Source organism: Candidatus Kryptoniota bacterium (assembly GCA_036567965.1).
GTDB lineage: Bacteria > Bacteroidota > Ignavibacteria > Kryptoniales > JAKASW01 > JAKASW01.
Genome location: DATCTN010000026.1, coordinates 1 through 26,998 on the forward strand (window position 1 = coordinate 1; position 26,998 = coordinate 26,998).

The following is a 26,998-nucleotide window of genomic DNA, read 5'->3' on the forward strand; positions in this document are numbered from 1 at the left end:
TAAGAAGAAACCAATAAACTAGGCGCCTTACGGCGCCGTCGAACACTATTCGTTTCTTAGACCCACCCGGGAAATTTCCTAATCGCCATTTTTTCCTGAGGCCGTATCAGAGATTCTTCTATCCTGATACAGATTGAGTCACCGCCAAACTGCATCCCCCCTTGCAAGTCCGTCCGCCGCTCCATAATTTCAACCAATTACAATCAGGTGGTTTCTCTTGGACGAATCACAAGTGCGAGCTTGCACGCGCTCCGTCGCTGAAGCTCTGGAGCGTAAGCGACCGAAGTGCGTTTCGGCACGTTTACGCGCCGTAGCGTCAGCACGTGCATGCAAGTGCATGTTAATGCGCTTCAACGCGCAGGCACGCAGGCGTGCCGCGCTGTTCGTCTGGCTGGAAAGGGAAAGCGGGCGAAATGGCGGGATATGAATACCTCTGCACATGATGTGTTACACCACATGAGTAGCGGAAGTGTTATATTCTAACCAATACGATGATCCCTGATGAAAGTATCTGAAAAAAGTTTGCCGAGAGGTATTCCCTTGCCGCTTGTGCCTGAGGGGCTTCCGAAGACAGCCGTACTGGATGAGAACATTCGGCTTGCGGATTTCCCGAGCACGAGGTATCAGGGAAGCAAGCGCAAGATGCTTGCATGGATATGGGAAAATCTTCGTGAGATCCCGTTTAAAACAGCTCTTGATGGATTCGGAGGTACTGCATCAGTAAGTTATCTCCTAAAGAAGATGGCTAAGAGAGTAACCTATAACGACAAGCTCCGTTTCAACTATTTGATCGGGAGGGCACTGATCGAGAATAGTAGGATAAAATTGACAATGGAAGATGTTGAATGGTTATTAGCGGAACACGACGATGTTGCCTACTCTAATTTTGTAGTTGATAATTTCAAAGGAAAGTACTTCCGTGACAGCGAGAATCAATGGTTGGATAAGGTAAATTCAAACCTCATGCAGTTTAAAATGCTGCTGCCAGGGCCTGATCAATACAAAGTTGACTTAGCGTACTACGCCCTTTTTCAGGCATCGTTAATGAAGCGACCGTTTAATTTGTTTCACAGAGAAAATTTGTCAATTAGGACTCGAAGGGTGAAAAGGACCTTTGGGAACAAGAAGACTTGGGAAACGCCTTTCGACGATTTGTTTAGACGGTTCGCATTGGAAGCAAATAAGTTGGTTATAGACAATGATGTTAGTTGTTCTGCTGTCAATTATTCCATTTTCGATATCAATCCCGAAGAATTTGACCTGGTTTATCTCGATCCGCCTTACTTGCGATTAAAGGGGGGCAACGAAACGTCTAACTATTTCAAATGCTACCATTTTCTGGAAGGGATGAGTAATTATTCTTCCTGGTCTGATGTTTTGAATAGATTTCAAGAAGATGGGAAATCCGATTTCGGTTTGGATGATATCCATTTGACATTCGAGCGTATGCTGGAACGGTTCAAGGGAAGCAAAATCGTGCTATCATACAAGAAAAGTGGAGCACCTTCTATTGAGTATATATGTAGACTTTTGAAAAAGTTAGGCAAAAAGGTCTACACGCGGAGCATTCATTATTCATATGCTCTTAATCACCAGAACGGCGACGCAAAAAAAAATCGTGAATATCTTATCTTTGGTATCTGATTAATGATTGAGAATTTTACCTCTTTCCTTAAAGTCGACAAACAAATAGTTCCCCTATTAAGCAAATCAACCTACACGCGGAACTTCCCTTACGCTCTTCGAGAACTGGTGAGTAATGCATACGACGCGGATGCTTTGAGTGTTTATATCACAATCTCGGAAGATCTCAGCAGCATTGAAATAGAAGACGATGGGAATGGAATGTCTAAAGAGGAATTTCAATATTATTGCACGATTGCTGGTCAGAGAAGGGATGTTAAGCTTTCAAGGAAATACAAACGAAAAAGGATTGGTCAGTTTGGTATCGGATTTCTTTCGATTTTCCCTTTTTGCGAGGCCCTTCAAATTGCGACTTCTGTCGAAAATTCACCGGAGGTATTGACAGCGAGAATACCAGCTGGAAGATTTTTTGACATCGATTCTCCTGCCGAGATCGCCGACATTCCTATAGAAGGGACTATAGTGGAGAATCGTGGTCAAACTACTAAGCATTTTACTAGATTCACGCTAGTCAAGCCAACATACCTCGTAAAACAATACTTCACCGTAAAGAAAACCAAAGAGAGAAAAACCATCAAGAATTGGGAGCCCTTGGACAGACTCTCATGGGAACTTCAAGATGACTTACCAATATCCTTGCCTCCGAATTCCCCTCTAGGTAAAATCTTGAAGTACGAGGAACCTATTGGATTAGATGTTTTCCTTAACAGGAAACAGCTTCAAAGAAATGACCCAGGCAAACACATACTTGATCATGGTACTGAGAAAATAGGGGGAATTGAGTACAAGTATGCTATCACCACGGATTGGGACGCAATAAGCCCAGTCGAAGCTCGGGGGCTTAAGATACGGATAAGCAATGTCGGGATAGGAAAGCGAACCGATTTTGAGCTTAAAAGGTCCCGCGGATTTTCTAGATTGCATCAGCTTTCAGGTGAAGTGATGATTTCAGAAGCACTAAAGAATTTCCTAAATATTAGCCGAGATGGTCTGGTTTCAAATGATCTCGTCGATTCGATTCTTGATAGCATCAGTGAAAAATTCAGACTGCAAGCATATTACGTTGACCATGTTAACGATGCCCAGAAATCATTAGAAGATATCCTTGGAGAAGAGAGAAAGATTATCCTTGAGCCTAAACAAGATATTATTGGAAGAAATCTCGACAAGTTAAAGAAACTGGGATTTAAGGTAGTTACGCATCCGAGAGGTTCTGCCGATGCCGGCCGCGAACCTATTAAAATTGACAAGTTCAATAAAACTGTCTACATGAAGGAAGAGGTTGATGAAATTGTTGTAGACAGAATTAAAGTGCTTGGTAAGTTCGTAAAAGTAAAATACTCAAAGTGGGATTATGAAAAATCAGAATACCCTTCTTGCAGACTAACTCAGGATGATTCAGTAGAAATCAATCAGGGTTATCCGCTCTTTTCATCCAAGCAATATGGTACAGTGTTTAAAAGGATACATATAATGTTGCTCTTGCTGAATAAGAAGAATGAAAGCTCGGCCGATCTATTGAAGGATTTTATGAATAATTTCTTGAAAGAATTCGATGAACAAGAAGAAATAAAATGAGGCTGTTATGTTCATTCGCAGGTTTGCAATAACTAACTACCGCAGTTTAGTTGATTTCAAGATTGAACCGATGGAACAGACCACAATTCTTTTTGGCGATAATAACGCAGGGAAATCTAATGCTCTCTTCGCTCTCTATACCATTTTTCAAAGGAAGAGACAAGTAGACAAAGAAGCGGGTCTCCGCACGTTTACCTCTCCTAGAAATTTCTATAGCGGCGTGATCGAGAACTTTGCAAACGATTTCCATAACAATATCGCTGCTGATATCGAGTTTCAGGTAGAGTTCTCTTTATCTGATGCAGAGCTTGACTTAGCGGCGAAGCTCAAGAGACAATTCAGAAGGAGATCCCTGATCGACCATAATGTCATGGTTTTCGGGGGTTCCCTCGTCAAATCTGATGTAGGCGAAGATACCGCTGAGATAGTACTGAAGGGGGTAACTTTGAACGGCAGGTCTGTATACCAGTTTGATGGACAGAAACAATCTTTCACTTATTTCCCTTTGGACGACCCAACCAGAAAACAACAAGGTCGGTTAGGCGAGCCATTCGCTAGGTTGGTAGAACCGTTTAATGATTGCGTAGCCTTAATAGAGAGTTCCAGAGATATGGTTCCTGTTCCGTTCAATTATGACGGACAAGTTGAGCCAATCGGCTCTCATAATTTTAAACATTTTCTTCATACTCTATACCTAAGCGACAAAGGGCATTCTGAGTTCGAACAGATAAACGACGTTTTCAACAAAGACCCATTCAAGCTAGGGATAATCTCATTTGGGAAGCCGGGGAACCAACTAGAAGTGATGATACAGCAGAATGGTATACGGCTGCCCATTAAACACATGGGGTCAGGTGTTCTCCAATTTCTATATATTATTGCAAGAGCAATCCACACAAAAAGCAGGGTGATTTGCATAGAAGAGCTAGAGCAAAACCTTTCTCCAAAGAATCAAGAGCTGGTCCTGGCAAAATTGCAATCGATGATCGCGGATAAAGCAAACAACATAGATCAGGTGATAATCTCTTCTCACTCGCCTGTTTATGCTGATGGAAATCTTGGGGCAGTCTACCTTCTAGAGAAAAAAGGTGATATTACAAGAAATCAATCACGGCTGACGAAAAAGATGAACGAGGGATTTAAGGAACATTTGTTCCCTGCCGCCTTACCTCCAGATACATACACAGACGAGGAATTCGAAGAACGAAGGAAGGAACTAGATCGGATCACAGAAGAAATGTTCCGTCGATAAATTCGAAGACTTGATTTTCCCCCTATAGCTCGGAAGAAGTTCTGCTCATGAGCAAGAGTTACCTTGCGAAGGTTTCAGAGCTAAAGCAAGGTTACCTTCGCAAGCTTGCTCCGCGTTCCCTTCACTTTATCACATACGTATAAACCTCTCGTATCTCCACAGACCATCCCAAATCTGCGCCCGCCACATTGCCCAGGGCCGGATGCTTTTTTGCCGCTTCGATTGCCTTTTCCATATTCTTTGCTTCAATTATGAATACGCCGCCTATCTTTTTTCCTCTTTCCGTCTTTGTATTCCCGTCTACTCTTCCTATTCTCCCGTTATGATGGCCGAGTGTAACCGATTCGGTTTTTACGCCGATGTCCATCAGGAATTCCGCAGAGCCGTAGAGTCCCTTTCTTTCTCCTTCCCAAGCTCCCGCTTGTGACGAGTTCTTCTGGAGCTCTGCTTGATTTCATTCCTAGATTGCTTAGCGGACTGCTCATTGAAGGCCTTGGACACCTCGATGCCACGCGACAGGCAAGTGTTCGCTAGGACAGCTATGCCACCGTTCCGGTAGTAGCTATGGGATCGCCACGTCCCGACTTCGTCCGGACTCGCGATGACGTAAGAATTGTAAAGGGCGCCCCGAACTGCCTGCATGACGTTCCCGAGTTTTTGCATAGCCCTCCGGTCGACCGGCTCCGTCGTGCCGGGTACAAGTTCCTCGCTCCCAACTGCCAGTTCCGCTGTCCCACCCACCGGACGGAAACGGTTGGGTACTTCAATAACCGAATTGAAATTGTTAAATTGCAGGTGAGGTCGTCATGAGAAAAATTATCATCACTTTCTGCTTCTGTGCCACCATATTTTATGACGGAACTGCGTTCAGCCAGCAATCTCATTTCACGGACATGTTCGGCAACGTCAGCGGGTGGGTGAAAGATCAGGAAACCGGTGCGCCGATCAAAGGGGCCAGTGTATATGTTCTTACCTCCGGCGATGACCCCGTAGACAGCGCCAGGGCAATCGACAAAGGGATTGCGTCATACCAGGAGAACTTTGAGCCTAAGCAGATCACAGACCAAAATGGGCGATTCCTCATCAACTCCGTCCCGACTTCAGATGAAGGACCGTTGTATTCGGTGCTCGTCGAAGCGAATGGATATCGAAGTTATCTCATCAAGAACTTTGCCGTGCCTCCGGGAGCTTCGCTCTCATTTGATTTCAAAATCCTCCTGAAGAAAGGTGAAGGGAAGATGGAGGTTATCGAGAAAAGCAGGATCAATTCAATCATCTTCGATCGCTACGGGAATAATCCTGAGGAAGACAAAGAAGCTAATATGATGGAGCACATCGGGATCTCGCCAAATAAAGATAAAGTTGCTTTTTCTCATCCCGATTGGTCCATGAACCCGGCAAGAGATGGGAATCCAGCATCCTTCAACGTTCGATATTCCCTTTGGGTGATTGACCTGACATCGGATCGCGCGCGATGCCTTGCTGGAGAAGACAATGATTTCACGAACCTGTCCAGACCATCGTGGTCCCCTGACCAAAGCTGGCTCGCGTTCATGGCAAGCATGCCGGGAGGATATTCACTCAGCCTTTGGGTTGTTGACACCAGCGGCGCAAACCTGAAGCAGTTGGTTATTCCTGTGGGACTCCAGATTATGTATCATTCGCCAATAAAATGGAAGAACGGGCACACTGTAGTTGTCGAGGGATCCAGAAAAGAATTTGAAGACAACAAAGTAAAAATCATTGCGAAGATTCTTGACTATGACTGTGAAACTGGAACACTGAAGTCAGAGAATTAGATGTCAGAACTTATGCACGGTCACCTTTGCAGGGTTACAAAGCATCTTTCGCAAGCTAACTGCATCTGTATGACCACTTATAGCTCCCAAGGAGTTCTGCTCCTGAGCCGGAGGTTTGCCGGGAGTTCCTCAGGGGACTCCACTCGGACAACTCCCTCATAGTTTGGGTCGTGGTTGGACAAAGCATTCTTTCTCCTAAAACGTTTTCCCTTTCACTTTACCACGTACGTATAAACCTCTAGTATCTCGACAGACCATCCCAAATCTGCGCCCGCCACATTGCCCAGGGCCGGATGTCTTTTTGCCGCTTCGATCGCTTCTTCCATATTCTGTTAGCTGAAAGTCTTGGATAGCTCGATGCCACGCGACAGGCAAGTGTTCGGAAGGGCAGCCGTGCCACCGTTCCGGCAGTATGTATGGGAGATCTTCCCGATTGTAAGGCACGATTAGAATTGCTATTTTCAAACGCAGAAAGGAAAAGATATGGGAAAAGCACTCGTCGTGAAGCCGAAGACAAAATCAGACATGAAATTCTTGTCCGACCTTTTGCAGAAACTGGGCATCAAATCGAGTATCATCGATGAAGAGGCTATTGAGGATGCCGGACTTTCAGCCCTGATGAAAGAAGCGGACAGGACCAGGAAAGTCAGCCGCAAGTCTGTAATGAAAAAGCTGAAGTCGTAATGCGTGTTGAGTTTCTTGAAAGGTTCAGCAAAGACATAGATAGGATATCCTTAAGCAGTGTCAAAAAGTCAGTTGAAAGGTTGATTCGCCAGATTGAGAGTGCAGAATCACTTGAGAAGATCCCGCAGGTAAAGAAGCTGACAGGATTTAAGTCGGAATAAAGAATAAGAATTGCGGATTATCGGGTTGGCATTTTTGTCGAAGGTGATCTGGTCCAGTTTGCGAGAATAGTTCACCGAAAGGATATCTACAAAGTCTTTCCTTGATCTTACCCTCTTTCCTTACCCATCTCCAACGAAATAATTGTGAAGCCAGGCTGCTTATCCGTTGCGGAGGGGGCTTTTTTTCTCCTTCTCAAGCTCCCGCTTGTGACGAGTTCTTCTGGAGCTCTGCTTGATTTCATTCCTAGATTGCTTAGCGGACTGCTCATTGAAGGCCTTGGATAGCTCGACGCCACGCGACAGGCAAATCCTCGTTTCCACACCGCCGGAATTGCCGCCGGGACAGTAAGACTCCAGTTCCATCTCTCAAATAGCCCCCCGAGAAGGATAATATTGGTCAATATTACCGCTCCCGCAGTAAATTGCTTGACAAATATGCAATCCTGGTGTATCTTAACCTAAAACAACAGACGATTACCGCTGAAGCAGTAAGATCATGATCAAAATCGCCGATATAGCCGAAGCTGTCCGCCGCCACAGGAAGGAAGCCGGCCTGAGCCAGAAACAATTGGCCGATCTCGCCGGAGTCGGCAAAACAGCCGTCTTCGATATCGAAAAAGGAAAAGAGTCGGTCCGGCTCGACACTCTCGTGAAAGTACTGGACGCGCTCAACATTAAGATGACCCTCGATGGCCCTTTGATGAGACCGGAGAATGAGAAGCGCTAAAGTCTCTAACTTCGGCAGGTATGCCGGACAACTCGTCGAAGTCGAAAAGGGGAAATCCTACCGGTTCGAGTACGACGAGAAGTATGATGGTACACCAGTTTCCCTGACTATGCCGGTCTCGCAAAAGGTATATGAGTTCGACAGGTTCCCGCCCTTCTTCGAAGGCCTCCTTCCCGAGGGGATGCAGCTTGAGGCGCTGATCCGTATCACCAAAACCGACAGAGACGATCTGTTCTCCCAGCTCGTAATCGTCGGCAAAGATCTCGTAGGCTCGGTAACGGTTGAAGGCGAATGAACTTCTGCCCGATTACATATGAACCGTGCGGCGATGACAAATACTCGAAAGAAGGTCTCAGGCTGCTGTCGCGTAGCCTGAGTACACTGAACGACATCCCGCTGACACAGGAAGAGCAGTTGAGAGAGGTGGCGGCGAGGGCAACGAAAATGTCTATCCAGGGAATCCAACCGAAACTGAGCGCGGTTCTGAACGTAAGATCAAGTTCGTTTGAAATCGTTGACAGAGGTGGAAGATTTATACTTAAGCCTCAGAGCAATTTGTATGCAGAGCTTCCTGAGAACGAAGACGTCACGATGCGCCTTGCGAAGGAAGCTGGTCTGGATGTTCCATTACATGGCATGGTGTATTCAGTTGACGGGAGACTGACGTACTTTGTCCAGCGGTTTGACAGGCACGGCAAGGACGGTAAGTATTCTCTGGAAGACTTTGCGCAGTTGGCGGGGAAGTCCAGGGATACGAAATATGATTACAGCATGGAGAAGGTGGCGGGGATTGTCGAGACGTACTGCACGTTTCCGCTTGTGGAGAAAGTGAAACTGTTACGGCTGACCCTTTTCAATTTTTTAGCCGGTAACGAAGATCAGCACTTAAAGAACTTCTCGCTGATCACACGGAACGGCAAAGTTTCCCTGTCGCCGGTTTATGATTTGATCAATACGACAATTGCGCTGGTGAATCCTCAGGAGGAAATTGCGCTGCCTCTGAAGGGGAAGAAAAGAAACCTAACGCGGGAGACTCTCATAGATTATTTGGGAAGAGAGAGGCTCGGCTTGAATGACAGGACGATAGAAAATGTCACGGGCTCGATTCGGCATGCTATTCCACGATGGAACGAGCTTATCGAAAAAAGTTTCCTGTCAGGTAAGATGAAGGAGAATTATTCTGCACTTCTTGCAGAACGAACCGGGATCCTTTTTTGAATCCGAGCGACCTTGCGAAGGTTCCCGAGCTAACTCAGAGTCACCTTCGCAAGCTTGCTCCCCGTTCCCTTTCACTTTATCACGTACGTATAAATCTCTCGTATCTCGACAGACCATCCCAAGTCTGCGCCTGACACATTGCCCAGGGCTGGATGTCTTTTTGCTGCTTCGATTGCCTCTTCCATATTCTTTGCTTCAATTATGAAAACGCCGCCTATCTTTTTGCCTCTTTCCGTCTTCGTATTCCCGTCTACTCTTTCTATTCTCCCGTCATGATGGCCGAGTGTAACCGATTCGGTTTTTACGCCGATGTCCATCAGGAATTCCGCAGAGCCGTAGAGTCCTTTTAGATATGGCTCGCATTCCTTCATGACTTTATCCAATTCACCCTTTGAAAGAGCGTCCATCTTCTCTTGATCAAAATATCCAAAGCATGCGTATTTCATGAAGAAGTTCTCCATTTAAGTAGTGGTACAATACGACGAAAGCGGCGCCGGACAACCTTGCGAAGGTCGTCAGAGCCGGCATACCTTCGCAAGGTGGCTTCACCGAGCTAACGGTGGCATCGGTAGCGGCTGTCCTTTCCCATACCCTCAACGGTAATGAACCTCAAGGTCATAGGGGTACGGACGCCCTTTTCCCCTCTCGAGCAAGTCTTTGAGGCTCAACAAAAAGACAGCCCATCTCATCGAGCAATGACCCTGAAAGTCCGTACTTTCTCTCCAGCCAGAGTGCCGAAACTGAACGAAGGTCTGCTTCTCATCCGTCGACAAATCGAAGGTGACTTCGGTCTCCTCCCATTCGTCGTTACCTTGCCCCTTCGGTGATTTCCATGCGACACGCTTTCCCGGCTTAAGTTCCTTGACATTTAATTTCTGGCAGGAGCCATTATACTAAAATTCAAGAGTGTCCCCGACCTTTGCACCGTTGCCTCTCGTGTCCGTTGTCCACCACTGAGCGAGCTTCTCGGTCTCGGTTAAAGCCTTGTAGACTTCTTCCGGTGATGCCTTAATGCCCACTTGATGGTTAATTCCGTAACTCATTTCTTCATTGCCTCCTTCTTGATGGCCTCTTTTACCTTTGCCACGTCCGGGCCTTCTCCTGCCCCCTCATAAAAGGAGAGGTCCTCGTCGATTCCGACTAGCCGGAGGCATTGACCTCCCGGAGCCTGGAAGTAAAGGTGATGGTCCGGTACCTCAAGCTTCCTGACAAGACCGGACTCGACAATTTTTCGGCTCATATCCTCCACGTTGTCGGACTTGATTTCTAGCCAAATAGCTCTCTTACTTCGTAAGAACTCGCTCTCATCAGCGACATCCCCATAGAGAAACCCGATGTAGAAGTTTTCTCCCAAACGAATGAAGTCCCTTTCGGGATCCGCTTTCATAATTCTGCCACCGAGCACATCACAATAAAATTTGCGAATGCTGTCTCGATCTTGCCGCGGAATTAGAACCGACGAATGATTTCCAAAAATTACGTTTGCCATGATTACTCCTTTACTTTCTCTTGCGTGAGGCATCCCCAAGGTGTCTAGGGAAGATATCTAAAAAGTAGTTTCAGCCTTCCTCAATCGTGCCGAGGGTTTTCTTTTAAAACGACATCGCCCGTTTCAAGGAGTGACTTCAAATTGGAAAGGCAAATTGGCCATGCACCGGATACAGATTCGATGAACTTAGAATTCAGAACATCTATTCCGTGCGTAACTGTCAGCTTTACGGCTCCATCCGCCCGTTCCAAATCAAATGTGCAACGTGAAAATCCTTCTTCCTTCATTTCCGGTTTCCATTCGTTACGCCACTTAATTACCATGCGCTTAGGTGGACTAAATTCAACAACTTCTCCTGCGTCAGCGACTCGCCCGTCTGGAAACTTCATCATCCAAGCAGAGCCGATTTTCCAATCGGTTTCAGTGTCCATGCCAATCCAATACTGCTTCATAAGTTGCGGCGTGGTAAGTGCCTGCCACAATTTCTCTGGTGTCGTTTTGATGTAACTGACGTAAACAAACTTCGATTTCATTTTCTCCTCATTATTTCTTCACAGGCGTATGAGCGTCATCCCAGCGGTATTTCTTGCGTGAGCCACTTCCCAATTGCTCACAAAAAATTTCCAAAAAATAGTTCCACCCTTTCTCGTGTCCCTTTGCCAGCTCATGATCCGGAAGGTCGCAGTGCACGAGGGTCATGAGCATGTCTACTCCCTGTTTCTTAAAGGTCAGGGTAACCATTGACTCTTGTCCTAACGTACTTGGTGACACCCAGGTATGTTGAATTCGACCCGGTCGCTCGATCTCGGTGAATCGGCCGTAATGGGACGTTCCCTTGAGGGTCCAGTAAAAGAGCCCGTCTACTTTCGGATCCAACATAAACTTTTCGGCTGCATTCCAAGGATTGCCGGAGATCTTTGGGTTCAGCCACGCATCGTAAACCTCACCCAGCGGAGCGGGGATTGTTCGTTCAAACTTAAATTCGATTGTCTTCACTGATTTTTTCCTCTCCTCCTGTGCCATGATTAATACAAAAATTAATTGTTAATAATGATCCCAATAGCTTAGGATCAAAACCTTAAAAATAAGATATGACTCTCTTAGATTAACAAATTGTAAAAATGCGAAATGTTAACGGATGGTAAGTTGGCGCCCAAACTCGTTGGAAACTTCGGTGGCAAAAAACTTAGGTGGGAATCCGGTCATCCTCTTGAATTCCTTCGTAAAATGTGCCTGATCATAATAATACTTGTAGAGTTCGTCTTTGAATTCATCGAACGACCGGCCGTAAGCCCATTTCTTATAAAACTTCTGGAAGCGAAAAATTCCTGCCAGTACCTTCGGAGAGAAACCGACATGATCCCCGAAGAGAATTTCCAGATGGCGGCGCGTGTAGCCGGTCTTGCGTTCTAAATCCGCAATCGTCATGAGACCGTTTGTCGATTTCAATGAGTTGATGCAATACTCCACGATAGTATTTCTGAGCCGCCTCTTTCCTAACAGCCTGACGAGTTGGGATTGAATGAAATCTGCCGCTTCCTTTGCGCTTTTCAGTTCAGGAAGGATGTCGCGTACTTCTAGATGCCACTCAGCGGAAAGAAGTTCGGCAGGCAAAAGCCGATTGGTCATTTCGGCCATCGGTATTCCAAAAACAGGGTACGCTCCGTGCGGGTAAAACTCTATTCCAATACAACATGCCTTCCCGGATTTTGTGCGAAGGACTGCGGAGCAGTCCCGGGTGCCGGCGAAATATAGACAGTGTTCTCGACTTTCCTGAACCCGTCCTTCGACAATAGAGGTAATTGAATTTTCATAATTGAAAATTAATTTCGGACAGCCATTCGGTGCGGCAAGGTTGTTGTCGGACGGGAGCATCCCTACCGGGCTCTCAAATATCCAGATGGATTGAATGTAGGGTCTCAACTCCTCGCGCACCGATATGAATTCGAATCTCATGATTATGGTAACGCTGGCAGCGCTATCCGCGTTCCGGAACGAATCGCAATGTAAGAGGCCGGACAAGACACAGGGAAGTGGTTTGGGAATCTCGCCTCTATTGATTTTGTAAGGCCCGCTGCTGACAAAGACTATGCACAGTTGCGAAGGAGTTCCACTCCTTAGCATGAGCGTTCAAGCAGTCGCTTTAGCAGAGCGCTTCTTGCTGAGATAGTCGACCACGATCCACGCCGATCCGGCCATTGCAAGATTCGAAGCGTTCTCGACCCAGTTACTCATCTCATGCAGATGGATTACGCATGCCGGCACCCATATCAACACACCGAATCCGATCAGCATTGTTGTGAGCAGCCTGGACGCCAAAAGAGCTGAGCGACCTGATAGTATGGCGATAGCTGCAAGTGCAAATGCAATTGTCGTAGCTACCGTCCAGAACATCTGACCGGGAGGAATCCACTTCGGAACTAAGCTTGCCGTATAGTTGAGATAAAAGAGCTGATATAATGAATATGAAATAACGCAAATCCCATAGCTTATGTACGCAGCTCTTTCTATCTTTGCCGCTACTTCCGGATGACTTAGAATAGTGGATGCAAAAACAAAGACGCCGCCTAAGAGAATGGAAAATTGCTCACCAAAGTTGCCGTAGTTATCGAAGGACAGAGGCGTCTTAATGATCTGCGGTATCCAGTAAAGTGAGAATATCAAAAAGATCGCCGCAAGTATCACGGCTCCGAACCTCATCGTTCTCTGCCATTGTATTGCGAAGCCGCCGATAAGTTCGAAGATGCCCAAAATGTATACCAGGATTTCGGGATTTGAAATATTCCCAAGCGCCTCAATCTGATGCCAGTTCAGAGTTATAACGCCGTAGGCTATGGCAGCCAGGCCAAACACGTGACGACCTAAATGAAGTCTCATGTTATCTCAACAGCCATGACGTTTCGTTGAGTTCCTGGATACCTTGCGAAGGTTTCAGAGCTCAAGCGTCGTTACCTTCGCAAGGTTGCAAGCTTGTTTCGTTTTCATCGAACAGCCATATTTACCTTCGCAGGGTTCCAGGCTTTGAAATACCAAGACGAAAAATACTATCATGTTTACAACCGTGGCGCGAACAGGCAAAACATTTTCATCGGTCCGGCCAGTTATGATTCGTGTCTTCGCCTGCTCAAGAAATATCTTTCCAATTATGGAGTCTCGATAATGTCGTATTGTCTCATGCCTAACCATTATCATCTTCTTCTTCGTCAAAATGTGCGCGGATCTATTTCCGGCTTTCTCCAAACGGTGTTCAACGCCTATACTCAGGCGATCAATCTATCGACAGGCCACAGCGGCACGCTATTTCAGGGAAGAGCTAAGGGCCTGGAAATAATATCGGACGAATATGCCGTTCGATTGTGCAGGTATATACATTACAACCCGGTTGCGGCTGGTCTTGTCTCAAAGCCCGAAGATTGGGAATACTCGGACTATTCGGTATGGCTCGGAATCCGAGAGCCGGTTTTGTCCGACCTTAGATTGAGAGACGTGTATTATCGAGACCCGCGAGAGTATAAGACTTTGATGGATGAATATGTTATGGACAGAGAAATTGCAGAGTTAACGCTTGAGGGTGATTAGGGAAGCGGCCGGGTCTGAAACCTTGCGAGGGTTTCTTGGAAAAAGGCGGAGCTACCTTCGCGAGGTAACAGCATTCGCCAGGCAACTTCTCTTCAGTCCTTGCGAACCTTCCATGCAATCACCGTATTTACCTTCGCGAGTTTCACACACAGGAGAATCAAAGAGATGCGAACTCATAAACTTGGAACGCTCAGTGTTCCGGCGATCGGACTCGGGTGTATGGGAATGTCGGAAGTCTACGGTCCTGCCGACGAATCGGAAAGCATCGCCACTATCCATGCCGCGCTCGATGCAGGCATTAATCTTCTCGATACCGGCGACTTCTACGCGATGGGAAGCAATGAGATGCTTCTCAGAAAAGCTCTGCACGGCAAAACGCGCAGCGAATACCTTCTCAGCGTCAAGTTCGGCGGTATGCGTGACCCTTCGGGAGCGTACGTCGGTTTCGACGCACGCCCGAACTCCGTGAAGAATTTCCTCAGCTATTCGCTCAAACGACTTGGCACGGACTATATCGACATTTATCGCCCGTCCCGTATCGATCCGACTGTGCCCATCGAAGAAACGGTCGGAGCGATTTCAGATATGGTGAAGGCCGGCTATGTCAGGCATATCGGTCTGTCGGAAGTGGGCGCAGACACGATACGGCGCGCGCACTCCGTTCACCCGGTCGTCGATCTTCAGATAGAATACTCACTCTTCTCACGCGGTATCGAGCCGCAAATTCTTCCCGCCTGTCGCGAACTCGGCGTCGGCGTTACTGCATACGGCGTACTTTCACGCGGGCTCCTGAGCGGACACTGGTCAAGAGAAAAGTCGGCCGGCAAACGGGACATGCGAAGTCACATGCCGCGCTTCAGCGGCGATAATGTCGATCGCAACCTCGCACTCGTCGAGTCGCTGCGGGGCATCGCAACTTCGCACGGCTGCAGCGTGGCACAGTTAGCCGTTGCGTGGGTCCTCTCCCGCGGCTCCGATATTGTCCCTCTGGTCGGCTCACGCACACGCGAACAACTCAAGGAGGCACTCGGAGCTCTCGAAGTCAGACTTTCTCATGATGACATTGCAGATATCGAGCAGATGGTTCCTCCCGGATCCGTCGCCGGTGACCGGTATGCACCCCAGCAAATGGGGACGCTCGACAGCGAGAAATATGAAAAATAATTCCGAGGTAGGATAACTACCTGCTCAACACCACTCTCACGCGCTCGGCCAAATCTTCCTGCTTCAAAGGCTTCAGCAGAAACTGGGACATGTCCTGGAGTACGCCCTGCGGTGCTAACATGCCGGCGGTGTAACCCGACATGAAGAGTGTCTTTAGATTCGGCTTGAGTTTCCTCAACCTGCCGCCTGATCCAGACGATCATACAACTTCGATTCCCTCCGCGTGTATATCAGGGAGGTGACGCAGGGCAAATGTCATTGAGAATTCGTAACAATTCTGTTTTATCTCCCTCTTGATTATTCTAGATATGTCTGCAGGATGCTGCCTAAAAGTTTATTTTGCGGCAAGCGGCACGTGTGCTATCTTTTCATTGTACCGGAGGCAACCATGACGATTTCTACACGAATACCCGAACTGATTCGGAAGAAGATCTATATTGCAGGACTCCTTCTCCTTTTAGTTCCCTCACTGTTGTCAGCACAAACTTCGTTCGATCTAAAATCTCCGAACGGTAATATCAATATGAAAATCGATGTGGGAATTAAGATCGAATGGTCAGTTCAGGAGAATGGCCAACAGTTAATTTCGCCGTCTACGATTTCATTGCAGCTTGATGATGGCGAAGTGCTCGGAGACAGCGCCAGGCTAATCTCATCGAGGAGGGAAGAGAAAGACTCTTCGTTTCCTGCGATTAACTATTTCAAGTCGATAATTCCTGACAGGTACAACCAGCTCACATTGAACTGCGCCGACGACTTCGGTGTCATCTTCAGAGTGTATGACGATGCTGTGGCGTATCGATTCTTCACGAAGAAGGAAGGCGAGATCGTCGTGAAGAATGAAGAAGCGACCTTCAATTTTTCCGACGACTACAAAGCTTTCGTTCCATATATGAACGATTACAGGAACGGTAAGATCTTCAATTCATCATTCGAGGCGCTCTACAGGGAAATCAAGACTTCCCAGTTCGCAAAGGATTCGCTGGCGTTTCTGCCGCTCTTAGTCGATCCGGGAAACGGGAAGAAACTAGTGATCCTCGAGGCTGACCTGCAGGACTATCCTGGAATGTATCTCGGGCTTAATCAAACCGGTAAAGGTTTCATGGGCGTTTATGCGCCGTATCCGCTCGAAGCGGAACTCCACGGCATAAATTATATCCCCACGAAAAGAGCCGACTACATCGCAAAGACAAACGGCACCAGGAGTTTCCCGTGGCGCATCGTCGCAATCGGTAACCGCGACAAAGATTTGCTGAACAACGATGTAGTGCAAAAGCTGGCTGCGCCTCCTAAAATTTCGGATATCTCGTGGATCAAGCCGGGGCAGGTGTCGTGGGATTGGTGGAACGACTGGAATATTTCTAACGTCAACTTCAGATCCGGCATCAACACACAGACTTGTAAATACTACGTCGACTTCGCGTCCGCATACAAAATCAAATACATCATTATAGATGCGGGCTGGTCACCGGCAATGGACCTCACAAAAATAATACCCGCTCTGGATCTCCGGGAAGTTGTCGACTACGGCAAGAAGAAAAATGTGGGAGTAATTCTCTGGGCAACCTGGCACGCGACGGCGGTTCAGATGGACACGGTGTTTCCACTCTATTCAAAAATGGGAGTGAAAGGTTTCAAGATTGATTTTACAGACCGTGACGACCAGGTCGCTGTAAGTTCTCTCTACCAAATCGCCGCGAAGGCGGCTGAGTATCATCTCCTCGTCGATTACCACGGAGTGTTCAAGCCTGCAGGGATTCATCGGACATACCCGAATGTGGTCGGCAACGAAGGCGTCAGGGGAATGGAGTATCTCAAATGGTCTGCAGACGATGCGTCGAGGGAGCTCGTGAGCATTCCTTACATTCGCATGCTCTCCGGTCCGATGGATTACACACCGGGCGCGATGAGAAATGCCACGAGAGATGCGTTCAGACCGGTGAACTCGATGCCGATGAGCCAGGGTACTCGCTGCCAGCAGCTGGCTATGTATGTCATGTATTTCGTGCCGCTCCAGATGCTTTCGGACAATCCGACTATTTACATGAGAGAGAAGGAGTGCACCGAGTTCATAACGAAAGTGCCGACAATATTCGAAGAGACAGTCCCTCTCGATGGTGAAGTTGGAGAATATGCTGCCGTCGCCCGGCGCAAGGGAACTACATGGTATGTCGGAGCGATGACAAACTGGACGCCGAGAGATCTCGCTCTCGATTTTTCATTTCTCGCAAAGGGGAAATACCGGGCCGTTATTTTTGAAGACGGGATAAACGCCGATCGCGATGCGACAGACTATAACAAGAGAGAAATGGAGATCTCGTCAGGTGAGAAGTTGAATGTTCATCTTGCCCCGGGTGGCGGATGGGCGGCGAGAATTGAGAAGATGAAATAATCTTGACTCGACAGCCATGATTCCATGAATTTCTCCTGTCGCACCGGGTTTAGAAGGATGAGATAGGGTCATCACTTTAAGTTCCAGCAGCACCATAGACAATCTGATCGGTGTGACAACAGTGAGACCGCTGCTATAACCGCCGTCTCGTGGGGGAAACACATCATTCCGCGGGCGTGTCAAGAGATAGAGAAAGATTTCAATGTGTAACTAAGTAGTAAAGTAATTGGCTCACCTCGACTAGTCGGGGAATGCCAATTCTTCGATTAGCCTTTTCTTGCGAAGCGCTTCCTCCATTCTGTATCACACCAAAGTCCCCCAACCGATTAAACTGCTCCCTGGTTCTCAGAGTCAAATATTTGACACATGAGTAGATTAAAAATATTTGAAGTGGGGATAGAATAATGAACAGCATTCGAAATTCAACTTTTCGCGCCGCCATTTTCTCAGCGGTTGTAGTGATGTTGGCACTCTCGATTTCTCCCGAGGCGAGCGCACAGAGAAGGCGCGTCATCGTCGAGGGAAGCAGAGGCACGCGCGTAGTTAGACCTGTGCGCAACCCGTATCCTGTAATCGTAGGCGGACGCAGGTATTTCTACAGCGGTGGGTATTTTTATAGAGGCGGGGGACATGGATATGTCCTGATTCCGGCACCGATCGGCGCACGGATAAGAGTTCTTCCTTTTGGATTCATGACTTTTCATGTCGGACCGCTCGCATATTACTACTATGATGGGACCTACTACAATTATCTCCCGGACCAAAATGTTTACGTCGTTGTCGAGAAGCCGAGCGGCGCGACGCCCCCTGCTTCGGGTGATACACAAGACAAGCTCATCCTCACGGACGGGACCACGCTTTCGGGTATTTTTGTAGGCGCAAGTGCGGACAGCGTGGCATTCCAGGTGAACAACGAAGTCCGAAGCATACCGATCACGGGGATCACTTCGGTCACATTCGCTCCCTCTACGTTCAATAACAACGGGCAGAAATAATTGCGGATGAACATTCAAAAATTCTGGCCGGAAAACGTCAGGCTATCCGGCCTATATCTATACATCCCCGGTCTGATTTGGTATATGATGGCACTAAAAGACAGGATTTCAAGATTGCTGTCCTGAGCCTGCGAGCGTAATTCATGAGTGCCGCTACATGCGTTCCAACGCTCACAAGCCGTACCAGCATCTCTCCCGCATCAGTCAGCGGATGTCAATGAGAAGCTGAACTTAAGGGATAACGGAGAATCTGGGAGCCAACAGCCAGATCGGAAGAGGTTGCCGCGCTGATTTCCCGGTAATATTCCTGACGGTCGACTGCAAGATTGCCAATACCAGTTTCGATAGTTAACTTTCTTGCGTCAGGGGATTCGCATGATTCACTTGATGGGTTGGATCATCGACGCTGCAATGGAGAATGTTCCAACCAAATGACGACGAGATAATTTCAAATGAAATCGTATATGTCCGCTTCGAAAACTGCTGCATTGATAATCCTGATCTCGGTACTCAATGTCGATGCTCAGAATTACTTTCTCAGGACATCCGGCGACAGGCCGTACGGTATCGCGTTCGATGGCAAAGGCGGCATGTACATGGTGACCGCGCCCACAAACGGAGACGGTACGCTTTCTCTCGTCGCACCTGATGGAGGCATCACCAGACTTACGACCCTCCATGGCACTTTCATCGGTCCGGGCATCACTGTTGACGACAGCGGCAACGCGCTTGTGACTACCGGCGACAAGCTTTTGAAAATCGCGCCCGACGGCACTAGTAAGATAATCGCTGACGGATTCACGAGATCATTTGACGTCAAGCTCGACAGGAACGGGAGCATCTTTGTCGCCGATGATATCAAGAACATCGTTTACAAGATTACTCCCCGTGGGAATAAGGAAATCATATACTCGGTCGGCTCAAAGGGTGACTTTGCATTGACCGCAATTTGCATCGACCATCTCGGGAAAAATATTTACATCCGCGACAGGAATCGGATAGTGAAACTCCCCTTGATAGCGAATGCGAATTATGTTAGGCCGGAGGTATTATGTGAGAATCCGGAAATGTTCTACATGTGCATGGACAGCAGCGAAGTGTTATATGTCAGCACAATCAAGAACGTCGTAAGAATTGATTCGACCGGCAAGAAGGAAAGTCTTTCAAAGAACGATCTGAAGACATCCATCGGACTCGCGCCCGGAGGGATAGGGTTTAAAGAGGCTTGTATTTACGTCGCGGTCGAAGATGGGATCGTAGAAATTCCGATCTTGCCTGCGAGGGTGAAATGACGCCATCCTATTTCAAGTGTTCTGCGAATTCAACGGCTATGACCGCAAAATTCTTTCCGGATGGTGGGCAAGCCATGTGAGCGGTCACGATTAAATTTGACATTCCACCTGCCGCCCAATAAATTTTCATTTGAATGACAGCCAGGGCGGTGAGATCAAACCTAGACAAGTTATTCTAAGGTGGGCGAAAGATTGAGTATTAATCTTCAATGGAGGATTCATGCTGATTAGAATCGGTCTTCTTATGACTCTGATTTCTTGCTCTACTCTGGCGCAGGTGAGTAAACCGACTGCCGAGCAGGTTATCGAGCGCATAAAGAAGAATGTCGGTGTATCATGGTTTGAGCCGACGGTCGATACCTTCAAGGCCGGCGATTCGAGCGATACGGTAAGGGGAATTGCCGTGACGATGATGTCCACACTCGATGTACTTCAGCGCGCAGCGGCTGATGGTGACAACCTCATCATAACTCACGAACCCACATTCTATGGTCACGAGGACCAGACCACGAAACTGTTGAACGATCCGGTGTACGTGGCAAAGCAGGCTTTCATTAAGGAACATCATCTCATAATATGGCGGTTTCACGATCACTGGCACGCCCGACGGCCTGATGGAATACATACCGGGATGATCCACGCACTCGGCTGGGAAGAGTTCAAAGACAAGGATAATGACTACGTCTTCCATCTCCAGCCCACCACATTAAAAGAACTTGCATTGTCGTTGAAGCAAAAACTTGGAATACACACACTCCGTGTCATCGGGGACTCAAGCGCGAAAGTTTCAACTGTCAGTCTTTCCGAGGGATTCCCGGGATTCGATTCGAACCGGCGCTACTTTCAGTTCCCTGGAGTAGATGTCATGATCATGGGTGAAGGACACGAATGGGAAACGATCGAGTATGCCGCCGACGCAGTAACCGAGAATAACAAGAAAGGTCTTATCGTTCTCGGCCACATACCGTCGGAGCAGGCAGGAATGGAGGAATGCGCGCGGTGGCTCAGGACTTTTGTAAATGAAGTGCCGGTTGAGTTTGTGCCGGCGAAGGAGCCATTCTGGGTGGCCGAATGAATAGAGATCTCATGAACGCGGGCCCGTCGCATTATGCTGGTTTACGCGACGATACGGCAGTCCCTTCATGGAAGACGTGACCGAAGCTCGAATTGATTTAATGATTGATATAAATATTCCGATGAGACATTGCCGGCGATTGGCGATTTCAGATCACTCCTCACGAAATACTCAACTAAACCTGCGATTCATATGAAACAATCAGACAGAAACATCACTTTGATTCACTCTTACCTGTCGATGCGACGCATCGTCGGAATTCTTGCAATCGGATTACCATTCATCATTGTGCTGGGCGGACTTGTTGAGACCGGCTCGATCCTCCAGGGTTCCCTCAGCAGCTACTATTATACGAACATGCGCGACTTCCTCGTCGGACTTTTGTTCGCTGTGGCAATTTTCTTAATCTCATACAAGGGTTATGAACTAATCGACGACATCGTCACAAATCTGAGCGGTGTGTTCGCTTTGGGAATCATCGCTTACCCGACTTCTCCGTTCTCGGGTCAAGCGGTGAGAGTGGGTGTTTTCCTCACGCCTGATGATGTGTCGCAGTATGTCCATCTCGCATTTTCTGTACTATTCCTTTTGTTTCTTTCATTTAATTCCATCTTTCTGTTTACCAGGCACCGCGGTATCCTCGGCAAAGAGAAGAAGAAACGTAACATGATTTACATCGGCTGCGGACTCGTCATGCTGTTGTCTGTAATCGCAATGATTGTGCAAATCGCTTTCTACCCACATACGATTCTCGCACAGGGGAGACCGGTACTTGTGTTCGAGTCGATTGCGCTTATTTCGTTCGGGGTGTCATGGCTCGTGAAAGGGCACACGCTGTTCAGAGATAAGCAGGCGGCATAATCACATGGCTTCTCAGCGCGACCCCGCAATCACCTGATGCAGTGTCTGGAGAAGCTGCTGCTCTGTAAAAGGCTTTGGCAGGAAAACAGATCCTGTCGGTGAAGACTCGCTCTTGTCGGAACTAGGAAGGCCGCTCTGCATAATGATCCTGCAGTTCGGATCGATCTTCCTTATTTCATTGGCTGCCTCAAATCCATCCATCCCTGGCATTGAATTGTCCATCACTACTGCCGCGATGCGTTCTGTGTTCTTTCTGAAAAGCTCGACGCCCTCTAATCCATTTTCGGCCAGTAACGTTTTATACCCCCTTGATTCCAGGACAAACTGGGTGACGCTTCGGACCGACGGTTCGTCGTCGACAATAAGAATATATTCGCCTTTGCCCGGCGGCCTTTGCGCGGCGACCAGCTTGACATCGGCTTTCGCTCCGGATGCCGGCAAATACACCTTGAACGATGACCCTTTCCCCGGCTCACTGTATATGTTTACGAATCCGTTGTGCGTCTTTAATATCCTTGCGACCGTAGACAGACCGATACCGGTTCCCTTGCCGATTTCTTTCGTGGTGAAGAACGGATCAAATATTTTGTCGATGATCTCCGGCGCAATGCCTGTCCCGGAATCGGAGACGGTAATGGCCGCGTAAGAACCGGATTTCGCATCCGGGTTTAATTTGATGAATCCTTCGTCTGCCTCGACTCTTTCCACTCCTATACTTAACAACCCGCCGGAGGGCATCGCGTCGCGCGCGTTAACCGCGAGATTCAACACCACCTGGCTGAGTTGGGTCTCATCACCGTGTACAATAATAGGCTCGGCTGGAAGATCGAGGACTATCTGAATTGATTTTGGAAAAGTCTCCTCCATTATATCGCAAGTCGCTTTTATCAAATCATTAATTCTTACGTCCTTAGCTTCGCCCATAGTGCCCCTTGAGAACGTCAGGATTTGTTTTACGAGTGCTGCTCCTCTGCGCGTGTTCGCCTCCAGGATGTCGACAAGTCTTCCGTTCAGCTCGTCACCCGAATTGGCCTTCAGTCTCTCGACAGCGAGTAAAATGGGAGTGAGAACATTATTCAGGTCATGCGCTATCCCACTGGCGAGCGTTCCGAGACTATCGAGCCGCTGGGATCGAAACGCGGACGCTTCAAGCCGCTTCTTCTCGGTGATATCTTGCACAAGGAATACCAAACCTATTGTCTCGCCGCGGTCTTCAACACCGGAAACAGATATCAAAGCCTCAAACGTCTTCCCGTTAGCCCGGCGGCATTTTTTTTCAAATAAAATAGTCCTTCCTGCGGAGGCCGTAGAGTCGCGCAACGATTCGACAAAGTTTCCGCCTTCCTCAATAAAATCCCGAATGTGCATTCCGCGAGGAAGGAAGTCGGAGACTTCTCTTCTGAATGAAATATTAGAGAACAGCACGTATCCGTCCATATCGGTCACGACCACTATGTCCTGCATTGCGTCGATGATGAATCTTGCGGTCGTCGCGGGCGTGAGCGACATTAACTGGAACTTGTGGACCGCGTAGGTGACCACCGCTGCGGTGGCGGTGCTCGCTACTGTACCGAGCCGCAGCGTCTGTATACCGAGAAACGGAAGAAACACATCTACGACACCTGCGAGGACGATTGGGATCAACACCCCGATCAGGAGGAACAGCGCCTGATAGCGCTCTTGTTTCAACTTCATCGATCTGAATCTCTCATAACACAGGTACAATCCCCAGGTAAACCATATCTCGACCCAGCATATATAAATGAAATAGTAGCGATAGGGCGTGGGACAGAAACCCGTCGGGAGATAGATCGCGGTTGTAATGAATCCCACAAACTGCAGGATGGAGAAAACGATGCCGGGGAAGAAGATCAGGAGATACATCCATTTATTTCCGCGGGGACTGTGTCCGCTGAACTCGAGAGTGAAGTTGAGGAAGAACGACGGCAGGATTGTGTATCCCACTCCACAGATGCTGTTCACCACCAGCGCAGTCTGCACATCAGGCGTCACGCGCATTATGAACTCGCCTATTCCCCAGAGAACGAGACACGCTATCGAGAGGGACCACAACCGGTTCACGGTTCCGTGAGGGTTCTTCAACAGTACAAACAAGGCAAACGCGGAGTTGAGAAGCGTTGCCGCCAGCGACATCGCCGCAAAAATACTCACCCCTAAAACAGGGATGCCCGCATGCATCAGTGACTCCCGTCTGATCTAGTCATGGTCTCGATTTGCGGTCTTCCTCAACATGTACGAGCTCCTGCGATTGTATCTCAGCGTTAATGCGTCCGCGGAAATCTAATAAACGGACACGATTCAGAAACACAAGGTTCGCAACTTCGGACTTCGCAATCCCGATGATCAAGGTACGACCTGATTCTATCATTGGAAATGCTCTTCGTTGAGAGAGTAATTCAGTAAAGAAACTAAATAGCTACTTAATGAGGGTGAATGTCTACCTGAAACCGAGTTTATATTAGTAAGTTCGACGTTTGAAGTCAAGAAGGACCGGCCGATCACGAAATCCCTTGTTAATCCACCATCCAGGGGATAAATTTTCATCCGTAAGCAACTCAGGGCATGTTGATAAATTCAATCCGAATTCGGGACCTCTCATCACCACTACCCAAGCTGTTGCCATATTCAATTTTATTATTCGACAAATCCCAGAGGTGACGCAAATGAAGACAATTAGTCTTGTCATATTCGCGATTCTAATTTCAGTTTCCGGAAATACTTTTTCCCAGATCGTCCAACATGATAGTGCGATCTTTGTTCAACCCAAAAATGAATTTTATGACTCCATTAGCTCTTCGCTGGATAAGTTCTATACTCCGAAGAGCGTGGCGCAGGAAAAGTCGATTTCCCTTGACTTCACGAGATTTGATCCGCCGAAGTCCGTCGGGGAGTTCACGGAGATGTGGCACAATCCTCCGGTTTCACAGGGAAATACGGGCACTTGCTGGTGCTTCTCAACAACCTCCTTTCTTGAATCGGAAGTCTACCGGCTGTCGGGGAAGAAAATGAAGTTTTCTGAAATGTTTACGGTCTATTGGGAGTACGTCGAAAAGGCGCTCGGCTATGTGAAATCGAGAGGCGACCAGACGTTCGGAGAGGGCTCGCAGGCGACGGCCGTGCTCCGAGCGTGGAGAAAACACGGAGTGGTTCCTGAAAATGATTACACGGGCCTGTTAAACGGACAGCCGTTCCATGATCATTCTAAACTTTTCGCGGAACTCGATTCGTATTTGAAGGGCGTCAGGGCTTCGAATGCATGGAATGAATCCGATGTAGAGTCGACTGTCAAATCCATTTTGAATCACTTTCTCGGAGTTCCACCTGAAAAAGTGGAGGTCAACGGTAAGGTGATGTCACCGATAGAGTACTTCCAGAATGTTGTGAAGCTCGATTTGGATGAGTATGTCCCTCTGGTTTCGTTTTCGGACCGGCCGTACGACACTTGGGTCGAATACAACGTCCCCGACAATTGGTGGCATGGAAAGGAGTACTTCAACGTCAGGCTTGATGAATTCATGAAGGCGATAGACGGCGCGGTCCGTTCAGGATACACGATGGAAATTTTCGGCGATGTCTCCGAACCGGGGATCGAGGGCCATGCGGGGATCGCAGTGGTGCCGTCGTTCGACATCCCGTCTCAATACATAGATGAAAATTCCAGAATATTCAGATTTTATAATCACACAACCGGTGACGATCACGGGATCCATCTTGTCGGTTATACTCAGAAAGACGGAAAGAAATGGTACTTGATTAAGGACTCCGGATCAGGATCGAGAAATAATACTCACCCCGGTTACTATTTTTATAACGAAGATTACGTCAAGTTGAAAATGCTGGGAGTCCTGATTCCGAAGAGTGCAATACCGGATATAGCGGGAAGGATCAAATAGCCGACGAATGTATTGCCCGGTACGGCGGGCACGGAGGCATTATTACTTCTGACCCATCCGGGCTTCGGGTATTGTCGGTTGGAAGAGCTCAACCGGGTTGCCCGACGGATCGTCGACGATGACTTGCTTTCCGCCGACACCTGTGACTATTTCATTCCTGAAATGTGCTCCCGCCGACCTTAGCGACTCAACCATGGCGGCGATGTCGTCGACTTGTATCGCAAACCGGTTCCATCCTCCCGGCTCCGGTTTCGTGCCGTCAGGCAAGGACTGGCCTCCGCCTCCTGAGGGGCTCGGTGCACTCAGGACGAGTCTGAGATCTCCCCGCGACAGCATCGCGAACGGCGGTGCCGGATGCATTTCAAGAGTGAATCCCAGATGCCCGCAGTAAAACGAAATGGCCGCGTCGACATCGTGGACGATATAGCGGACCTGAACTGTTGCCATTATGGCCCCTTTCCGTTATCTTTATGATGATGTTACTTGATTTTCAAGATAAAGTCAACGACTGCGTCGCATGAATTCGGTGAGAAAAAAAGATCTTATGAGAGAGTTAATCGTGGGGACGAGGGAAAACTCTATCGGTGCAGTCCTCTTTCACCAGGCGGCAGGCCAGATTCTCGGTCTAAACGTCAGCGACATGAAGTGCCTTGACGCGATCGTGATCAGGGGGCCGTCGACCCCATCCAGGCTTGCGTCAATTACCGGACTCACAACCGGAGCAACCACAACGATGATCGACAGGCTGGAAAAAGCGGGGCTTGTCGAGAGGCAGCGTAACCCTGATGACCGGAGGGGTACTGTCGTTGTCCTCTCGAAACAGGCCGCGAAGAAACTCCCTCCGTTGTTTGACTCTATGTCACGCGCCATGGAACGGCTGGCTTCGGGGTACACGGAAAACGAGTTGAAGCTGCTCTCTGAGTATTTTCGAAAGCTTGCCGTCATTTGGAAAGAGGAACGGTACAAACTCCTCGCGCGCGTGCAGGATCGATGACACAGATCTGCATGAACCTCATTTTATTTTTGGATCAAGTTTATTAATTTCTGTTGTAGTTGTTGTGGCAGCAGGCAAAATTCGTGTAGTCAGGGAAGCCTCTTAGTCGCCGCTACCCATTTGAAAGCCGGCACTTCCAGTTTGATCTCTCTTCTCAGTGCCGGTAATGATTTTGAATTA

Annotated in this window: 28 protein-coding genes and 1 pseudogene; 17 read left to right on the top strand and 12 right to left on the bottom strand. The window is 48.1% G+C overall.

From position 1 onward, the window contains the following. The first annotated feature begins 501 nt into the window (after positions 1 to 501). Genes VIS48_10770 through VIS48_10780 form a run of 3 tightly spaced genes read left to right on the top strand, consistent with a single transcriptional unit; the run spans position 502 to position 4,474 of the window. On the top strand, positions 502 to 1,644 hold the full coding sequence (locus VIS48_10770; protein HEY9166631.1) for a DNA adenine methylase: 1,143 nt from the start codon (positions 502 to 504) through the stop codon (positions 1,642 to 1,644). A 3-nt stretch (positions 1,645 to 1,647) separates the two neighbouring features. Beyond that, positions 1,648 to 3,222, top strand: coding sequence for an ATP-binding protein (locus VIS48_10775; protein HEY9166632.1), 1,575 nt, complete (start codon positions 1,648 to 1,650; stop codon positions 3,220 to 3,222). Between the two features lie 7 nt (positions 3,223 to 3,229). Continuing rightward, entirely contained in the window at positions 3,230 to 4,474 is a 1,245-nt protein-coding gene (locus VIS48_10780) for an AAA family ATPase (GenBank protein ID HEY9166633.1), read from the top strand. Between the two features lie 121 nt (positions 4,475 to 4,595). On the opposite strand, the gene VIS48_10785 is transcribed toward VIS48_10780, so the two are convergent. Next, entirely contained in the window at positions 4,596 to 4,841 is a 246-nt protein-coding gene (locus VIS48_10785; GenBank protein HEY9166634.1) for a hypothetical protein, read from the bottom strand. Next, positions 4,841 to 5,137, bottom strand: coding sequence for a hypothetical protein (locus tag VIS48_10790; protein HEY9166635.1), 297 nt, complete (start codon positions 5,135 to 5,137; stop codon positions 4,841 to 4,843). Before VIS48_10790 ends, VIS48_10785 begins: the two co-directional genes overlap by 1 nt. A 143-nt stretch (positions 5,138 to 5,280) precedes the next feature. Here VIS48_10790 and VIS48_10795 point away from each other — a divergent pair, with 143 nt between their 5' ends. From VIS48_10795 to VIS48_10815, 5 genes are all read left to right on the top strand, one after another. Continuing rightward, complete coding sequence (locus VIS48_10795) at positions 5,281 to 6,273, top strand: carboxypeptidase regulatory-like domain-containing protein (GenBank protein HEY9166636.1); 993 nt, start codon at positions 5,281 to 5,283, stop codon at positions 6,271 to 6,273. Positions 6,274 to 6,756: 483 nt separating this feature from the next. After that, positions 6,757 to 6,957 (top strand): hypothetical protein, encoded by a 201-nt coding sequence (locus tag VIS48_10800; protein ID HEY9166637.1) that lies wholly within the window; start codon positions 6,757 to 6,759, stop codon positions 6,955 to 6,957. 660 nt (positions 6,958 to 7,617) lie between these two features. Further along, entirely contained in the window at positions 7,618 to 7,845 is a 228-nt protein-coding gene (locus tag VIS48_10805; GenBank protein HEY9166638.1) for a type II toxin-antitoxin system Y4mF family antitoxin, read from the top strand. Further along, positions 7,832 to 8,140 carry a HipA N-terminal domain-containing protein gene (locus VIS48_10810; protein ID HEY9166639.1) on the top strand — a complete coding sequence of 103 codons (309 nt, stop codon included), beginning with the start codon at positions 7,832 to 7,834 and terminating at the stop codon, positions 8,138 to 8,140. Before VIS48_10805 ends, VIS48_10810 begins: the two co-directional genes overlap by 14 nt. After that, positions 8,137 to 9,063, top strand: coding sequence for a HipA domain-containing protein (locus VIS48_10815; GenBank protein HEY9166640.1), 927 nt, complete (start codon positions 8,137 to 8,139; stop codon positions 9,061 to 9,063). The genes VIS48_10810 and VIS48_10815 overlap by 4 nt, the downstream gene beginning before the upstream one ends. Before the next feature lie 71 nt (positions 9,064 to 9,134). Here VIS48_10815 and VIS48_10820 read toward each other — a convergent pair whose 3' ends face one another. From VIS48_10820 to VIS48_10850, 7 genes and pseudogenes are all read right to left on the bottom strand, one after another. Then, entirely contained in the window at positions 9,135 to 9,509 is a 375-nt protein-coding gene (locus VIS48_10820; protein ID HEY9166641.1) for a YciI family protein, read from the bottom strand. Between the two features lie 147 nt (positions 9,510 to 9,656). Further along, a pseudogene (locus tag VIS48_10825) lies at positions 9,657 to 10,106 on the bottom strand (SRPBCC domain-containing protein). Then, on the bottom strand, positions 10,103 to 10,450 hold the full coding sequence (locus VIS48_10830; protein ID HEY9166642.1) for a VOC family protein: 348 nt from the start codon (positions 10,448 to 10,450) through the stop codon (positions 10,103 to 10,105). The pseudogene VIS48_10825 and the gene VIS48_10830 overlap by 4 nt, the downstream one beginning before the upstream one ends. Before the next feature lie 182 nt (positions 10,451 to 10,632). After that, a complete protein-coding gene (locus VIS48_10835; protein ID HEY9166643.1) occupies positions 10,633 to 11,085 on the bottom strand; it encodes an SRPBCC family protein in 453 nt (150 codons plus the stop codon). A gap of 10 nt (positions 11,086 to 11,095) precedes the next feature. Next, positions 11,096 to 11,548, bottom strand: coding sequence for an SRPBCC domain-containing protein (locus tag VIS48_10840; protein HEY9166644.1), 453 nt, complete (start codon positions 11,546 to 11,548; stop codon positions 11,096 to 11,098). 135 nt (positions 11,549 to 11,683) lie between these two features. After that, positions 11,684 to 12,676, bottom strand: coding sequence for a DUF6597 domain-containing transcriptional factor (locus tag VIS48_10845; protein ID HEY9166645.1), 993 nt, complete (start codon positions 12,674 to 12,676; stop codon positions 11,684 to 11,686). Between the two features lie 6 nt (positions 12,677 to 12,682). Then, positions 12,683 to 13,429 carry a hypothetical protein gene (locus VIS48_10850; protein ID HEY9166646.1) on the bottom strand — a complete coding sequence of 249 codons (747 nt, stop codon included), beginning with the start codon at positions 13,427 to 13,429 and terminating at the stop codon, positions 12,683 to 12,685. Positions 13,430 to 13,573: 144 nt separating this feature from the next. Here VIS48_10850 and VIS48_10855 point away from each other — a divergent pair, with 144 nt between their 5' ends. Continuing rightward, positions 13,574 to 14,131 (top strand): transposase, encoded by a 558-nt coding sequence (locus tag VIS48_10855; GenBank protein ID HEY9166647.1) that lies wholly within the window; start codon positions 13,574 to 13,576, stop codon positions 14,129 to 14,131. Positions 14,132 to 14,296: 165 nt separating this feature from the next. Further along, positions 14,297 to 15,295: an aldo/keto reductase gene (locus tag VIS48_10860; protein HEY9166648.1), complete on the top strand. Its 999-nt coding sequence runs from the start codon at positions 14,297 to 14,299 to the stop codon at positions 15,293 to 15,295. Between the two features lie 16 nt (positions 15,296 to 15,311). Here the strand turns inward: VIS48_10860 and VIS48_10865 are convergent, their stop codons facing one another. Continuing rightward, on the bottom strand, positions 15,312 to 15,473 hold the full coding sequence (locus VIS48_10865) for a hypothetical protein (protein HEY9166649.1): 162 nt from the start codon (positions 15,471 to 15,473) through the stop codon (positions 15,312 to 15,314). 210 nt (positions 15,474 to 15,683) lie between these two features. On the opposite strand from VIS48_10865, the gene VIS48_10870 reads away from it, so the two are divergent. The 5 genes from VIS48_10870 (at position 15,684) to VIS48_10890 (ending at position 21,910) form a co-directional block, all read left to right on the top strand. Then, positions 15,684 to 17,687, top strand: a complete 2,004-nt coding sequence (locus VIS48_10870; GenBank protein ID HEY9166650.1) for a glycoside hydrolase family 97 protein — start codon at positions 15,684 to 15,686, stop codon at positions 17,685 to 17,687. A 404-nt stretch (positions 17,688 to 18,091) separates the two neighbouring features. After that, complete coding sequence (locus tag VIS48_10875) at positions 18,092 to 18,682, top strand: DUF6515 family protein (protein ID HEY9166651.1); 591 nt, start codon at positions 18,092 to 18,094, stop codon at positions 18,680 to 18,682. A 452-nt stretch (positions 18,683 to 19,134) separates the two neighbouring features. After that, positions 19,135 to 19,974, top strand: coding sequence for a hypothetical protein (locus VIS48_10880; GenBank protein ID HEY9166652.1), 840 nt, complete (start codon positions 19,135 to 19,137; stop codon positions 19,972 to 19,974). A gap of 220 nt (positions 19,975 to 20,194) precedes the next feature. Further along, on the top strand, positions 20,195 to 21,049 hold the full coding sequence (locus tag VIS48_10885) for a Nif3-like dinuclear metal center hexameric protein (protein ID HEY9166653.1): 855 nt from the start codon (positions 20,195 to 20,197) through the stop codon (positions 21,047 to 21,049). A gap of 192 nt (positions 21,050 to 21,241) precedes the next feature. Next, positions 21,242 to 21,910, top strand: coding sequence for a DUF998 domain-containing protein (locus VIS48_10890; GenBank protein HEY9166654.1), 669 nt, complete (start codon positions 21,242 to 21,244; stop codon positions 21,908 to 21,910). A gap of 12 nt (positions 21,911 to 21,922) precedes the next feature. Here VIS48_10890 and VIS48_10895 read toward each other — a convergent pair whose 3' ends face one another. Continuing rightward, on the bottom strand, positions 21,923 to 24,109 hold the full coding sequence (locus VIS48_10895) for an ATP-binding protein (GenBank protein HEY9166655.1): 2,187 nt from the start codon (positions 24,107 to 24,109) through the stop codon (positions 21,923 to 21,925). 485 nt (positions 24,110 to 24,594) lie between these two features. Here VIS48_10895 and VIS48_10900 point away from each other — a divergent pair, with 485 nt between their 5' ends. Beyond that, complete coding sequence (locus tag VIS48_10900; protein ID HEY9166656.1) at positions 24,595 to 25,824, top strand: C1 family peptidase; 1,230 nt, start codon at positions 24,595 to 24,597, stop codon at positions 25,822 to 25,824. 42 nt (positions 25,825 to 25,866) lie between these two features. Here the strand turns inward: VIS48_10900 and VIS48_10905 are convergent, their stop codons facing one another. Next, positions 25,867 to 26,271 carry a VOC family protein gene (locus tag VIS48_10905; protein ID HEY9166657.1) on the bottom strand — a complete coding sequence of 135 codons (405 nt, stop codon included), beginning with the start codon at positions 26,269 to 26,271 and terminating at the stop codon, positions 25,867 to 25,869. A 79-nt stretch (positions 26,272 to 26,350) separates the two neighbouring features. Here VIS48_10905 and VIS48_10910 point away from each other — a divergent pair, with 79 nt between their 5' ends. Continuing rightward, positions 26,351 to 26,818, top strand: a complete 468-nt coding sequence (locus tag VIS48_10910) for a MarR family transcriptional regulator (GenBank protein HEY9166658.1) — start codon at positions 26,351 to 26,353, stop codon at positions 26,816 to 26,818. Positions 26,819 to 26,998 lie beyond the last annotated feature (180 nt).

Bases quoted from the DNA above. Each gene is read 5' to 3' on its own strand.
- VIS48_10795 (HEY9166636.1), top strand. From the start codon at position 5,281: ATGAGAAAAATTATCATCACTTTCTGCTTCTGTGCCACCATATTTTAT.
- VIS48_10835 (HEY9166643.1), bottom strand. From the start codon at position 11,085: ATGAAATCGAAGTTTGTTTACGTCAGTTACATCAAAACGACACCAGAG.
- VIS48_10900 (HEY9166656.1), top strand. From the start codon at position 24,595: ATGAAGACAATTAGTCTTGTCATATTCGCGATTCTAATTTCAGTTTCC.
- VIS48_10830 (HEY9166642.1), bottom strand. From the start codon at position 10,450: ATGAAAGCGGATCCCGAAAGGGACTTCATTCGTTTGGGAGAAAACTTC.
- VIS48_10905 (HEY9166657.1), bottom strand. From the start codon at position 26,271: ATGGCAACAGTTCAGGTCCGCTATATCGTCCACGATGTCGACGCGGCC.
- VIS48_10810 (HEY9166639.1), top strand. From the start codon at position 7,832: ATGAGAAGCGCTAAAGTCTCTAACTTCGGCAGGTATGCCGGACAACTC.
- VIS48_10790 (HEY9166635.1), bottom strand. From the start codon at position 5,137: ATGCAAAAACTCGGGAACGTCATGCAGGCAGTTCGGGGCGCCCTTTAC.
- VIS48_10885 (HEY9166653.1), top strand. From the start codon at position 20,195: ATGCTGATTAGAATCGGTCTTCTTATGACTCTGATTTCTTGCTCTACT.
- VIS48_10780 (HEY9166633.1), top strand. From the start codon at position 3,230: ATGTTCATTCGCAGGTTTGCAATAACTAACTACCGCAGTTTAGTTGAT.
- VIS48_10820 (HEY9166641.1), bottom strand. From the start codon at position 9,509: ATGAAATACGCATGCTTTGGATATTTTGATCAAGAGAAGATGGACGCT.
- VIS48_10875 (HEY9166651.1), top strand. From the start codon at position 18,092: ATGAACAGCATTCGAAATTCAACTTTTCGCGCCGCCATTTTCTCAGCG.
- VIS48_10845 (HEY9166645.1), bottom strand. From the start codon at position 12,676: ATGCTAAGGAGTGGAACTCCTTCGCAACTGTGCATAGTCTTTGTCAGC.
- VIS48_10860 (HEY9166648.1), top strand. From the start codon at position 14,297: ATGCGAACTCATAAACTTGGAACGCTCAGTGTTCCGGCGATCGGACTC.
- VIS48_10895 (HEY9166655.1), bottom strand. From the start codon at position 24,109: ATGCATGCGGGCATCCCTGTTTTAGGGGTGAGTATTTTTGCGGCGATG.
- VIS48_10800 (HEY9166637.1), top strand. From the start codon at position 6,757: ATGGGAAAAGCACTCGTCGTGAAGCCGAAGACAAAATCAGACATGAAA.
- VIS48_10850 (HEY9166646.1), bottom strand. From the start codon at position 13,429: ATGAGACTTCATTTAGGTCGTCACGTGTTTGGCCTGGCTGCCATAGCC.
- VIS48_10890 (HEY9166654.1), top strand. From the start codon at position 21,242: ATGAAACAATCAGACAGAAACATCACTTTGATTCACTCTTACCTGTCG.
- VIS48_10770 (HEY9166631.1), top strand. From the start codon at position 502: ATGAAAGTATCTGAAAAAAGTTTGCCGAGAGGTATTCCCTTGCCGCTT.
- VIS48_10785 (HEY9166634.1), bottom strand. From the start codon at position 4,841: ATGGACATCGGCGTAAAAACCGAATCGGTTACACTCGGCCATCATAAC.
- VIS48_10880 (HEY9166652.1), top strand. From the start codon at position 19,135: ATGAAATCGTATATGTCCGCTTCGAAAACTGCTGCATTGATAATCCTG.
- VIS48_10870 (HEY9166650.1), top strand. From the start codon at position 15,684: ATGACGATTTCTACACGAATACCCGAACTGATTCGGAAGAAGATCTAT.
- VIS48_10815 (HEY9166640.1), top strand. From the start codon at position 8,137: ATGAACTTCTGCCCGATTACATATGAACCGTGCGGCGATGACAAATAC.
- VIS48_10775 (HEY9166632.1), top strand. From the start codon at position 1,648: ATGATTGAGAATTTTACCTCTTTCCTTAAAGTCGACAAACAAATAGTT.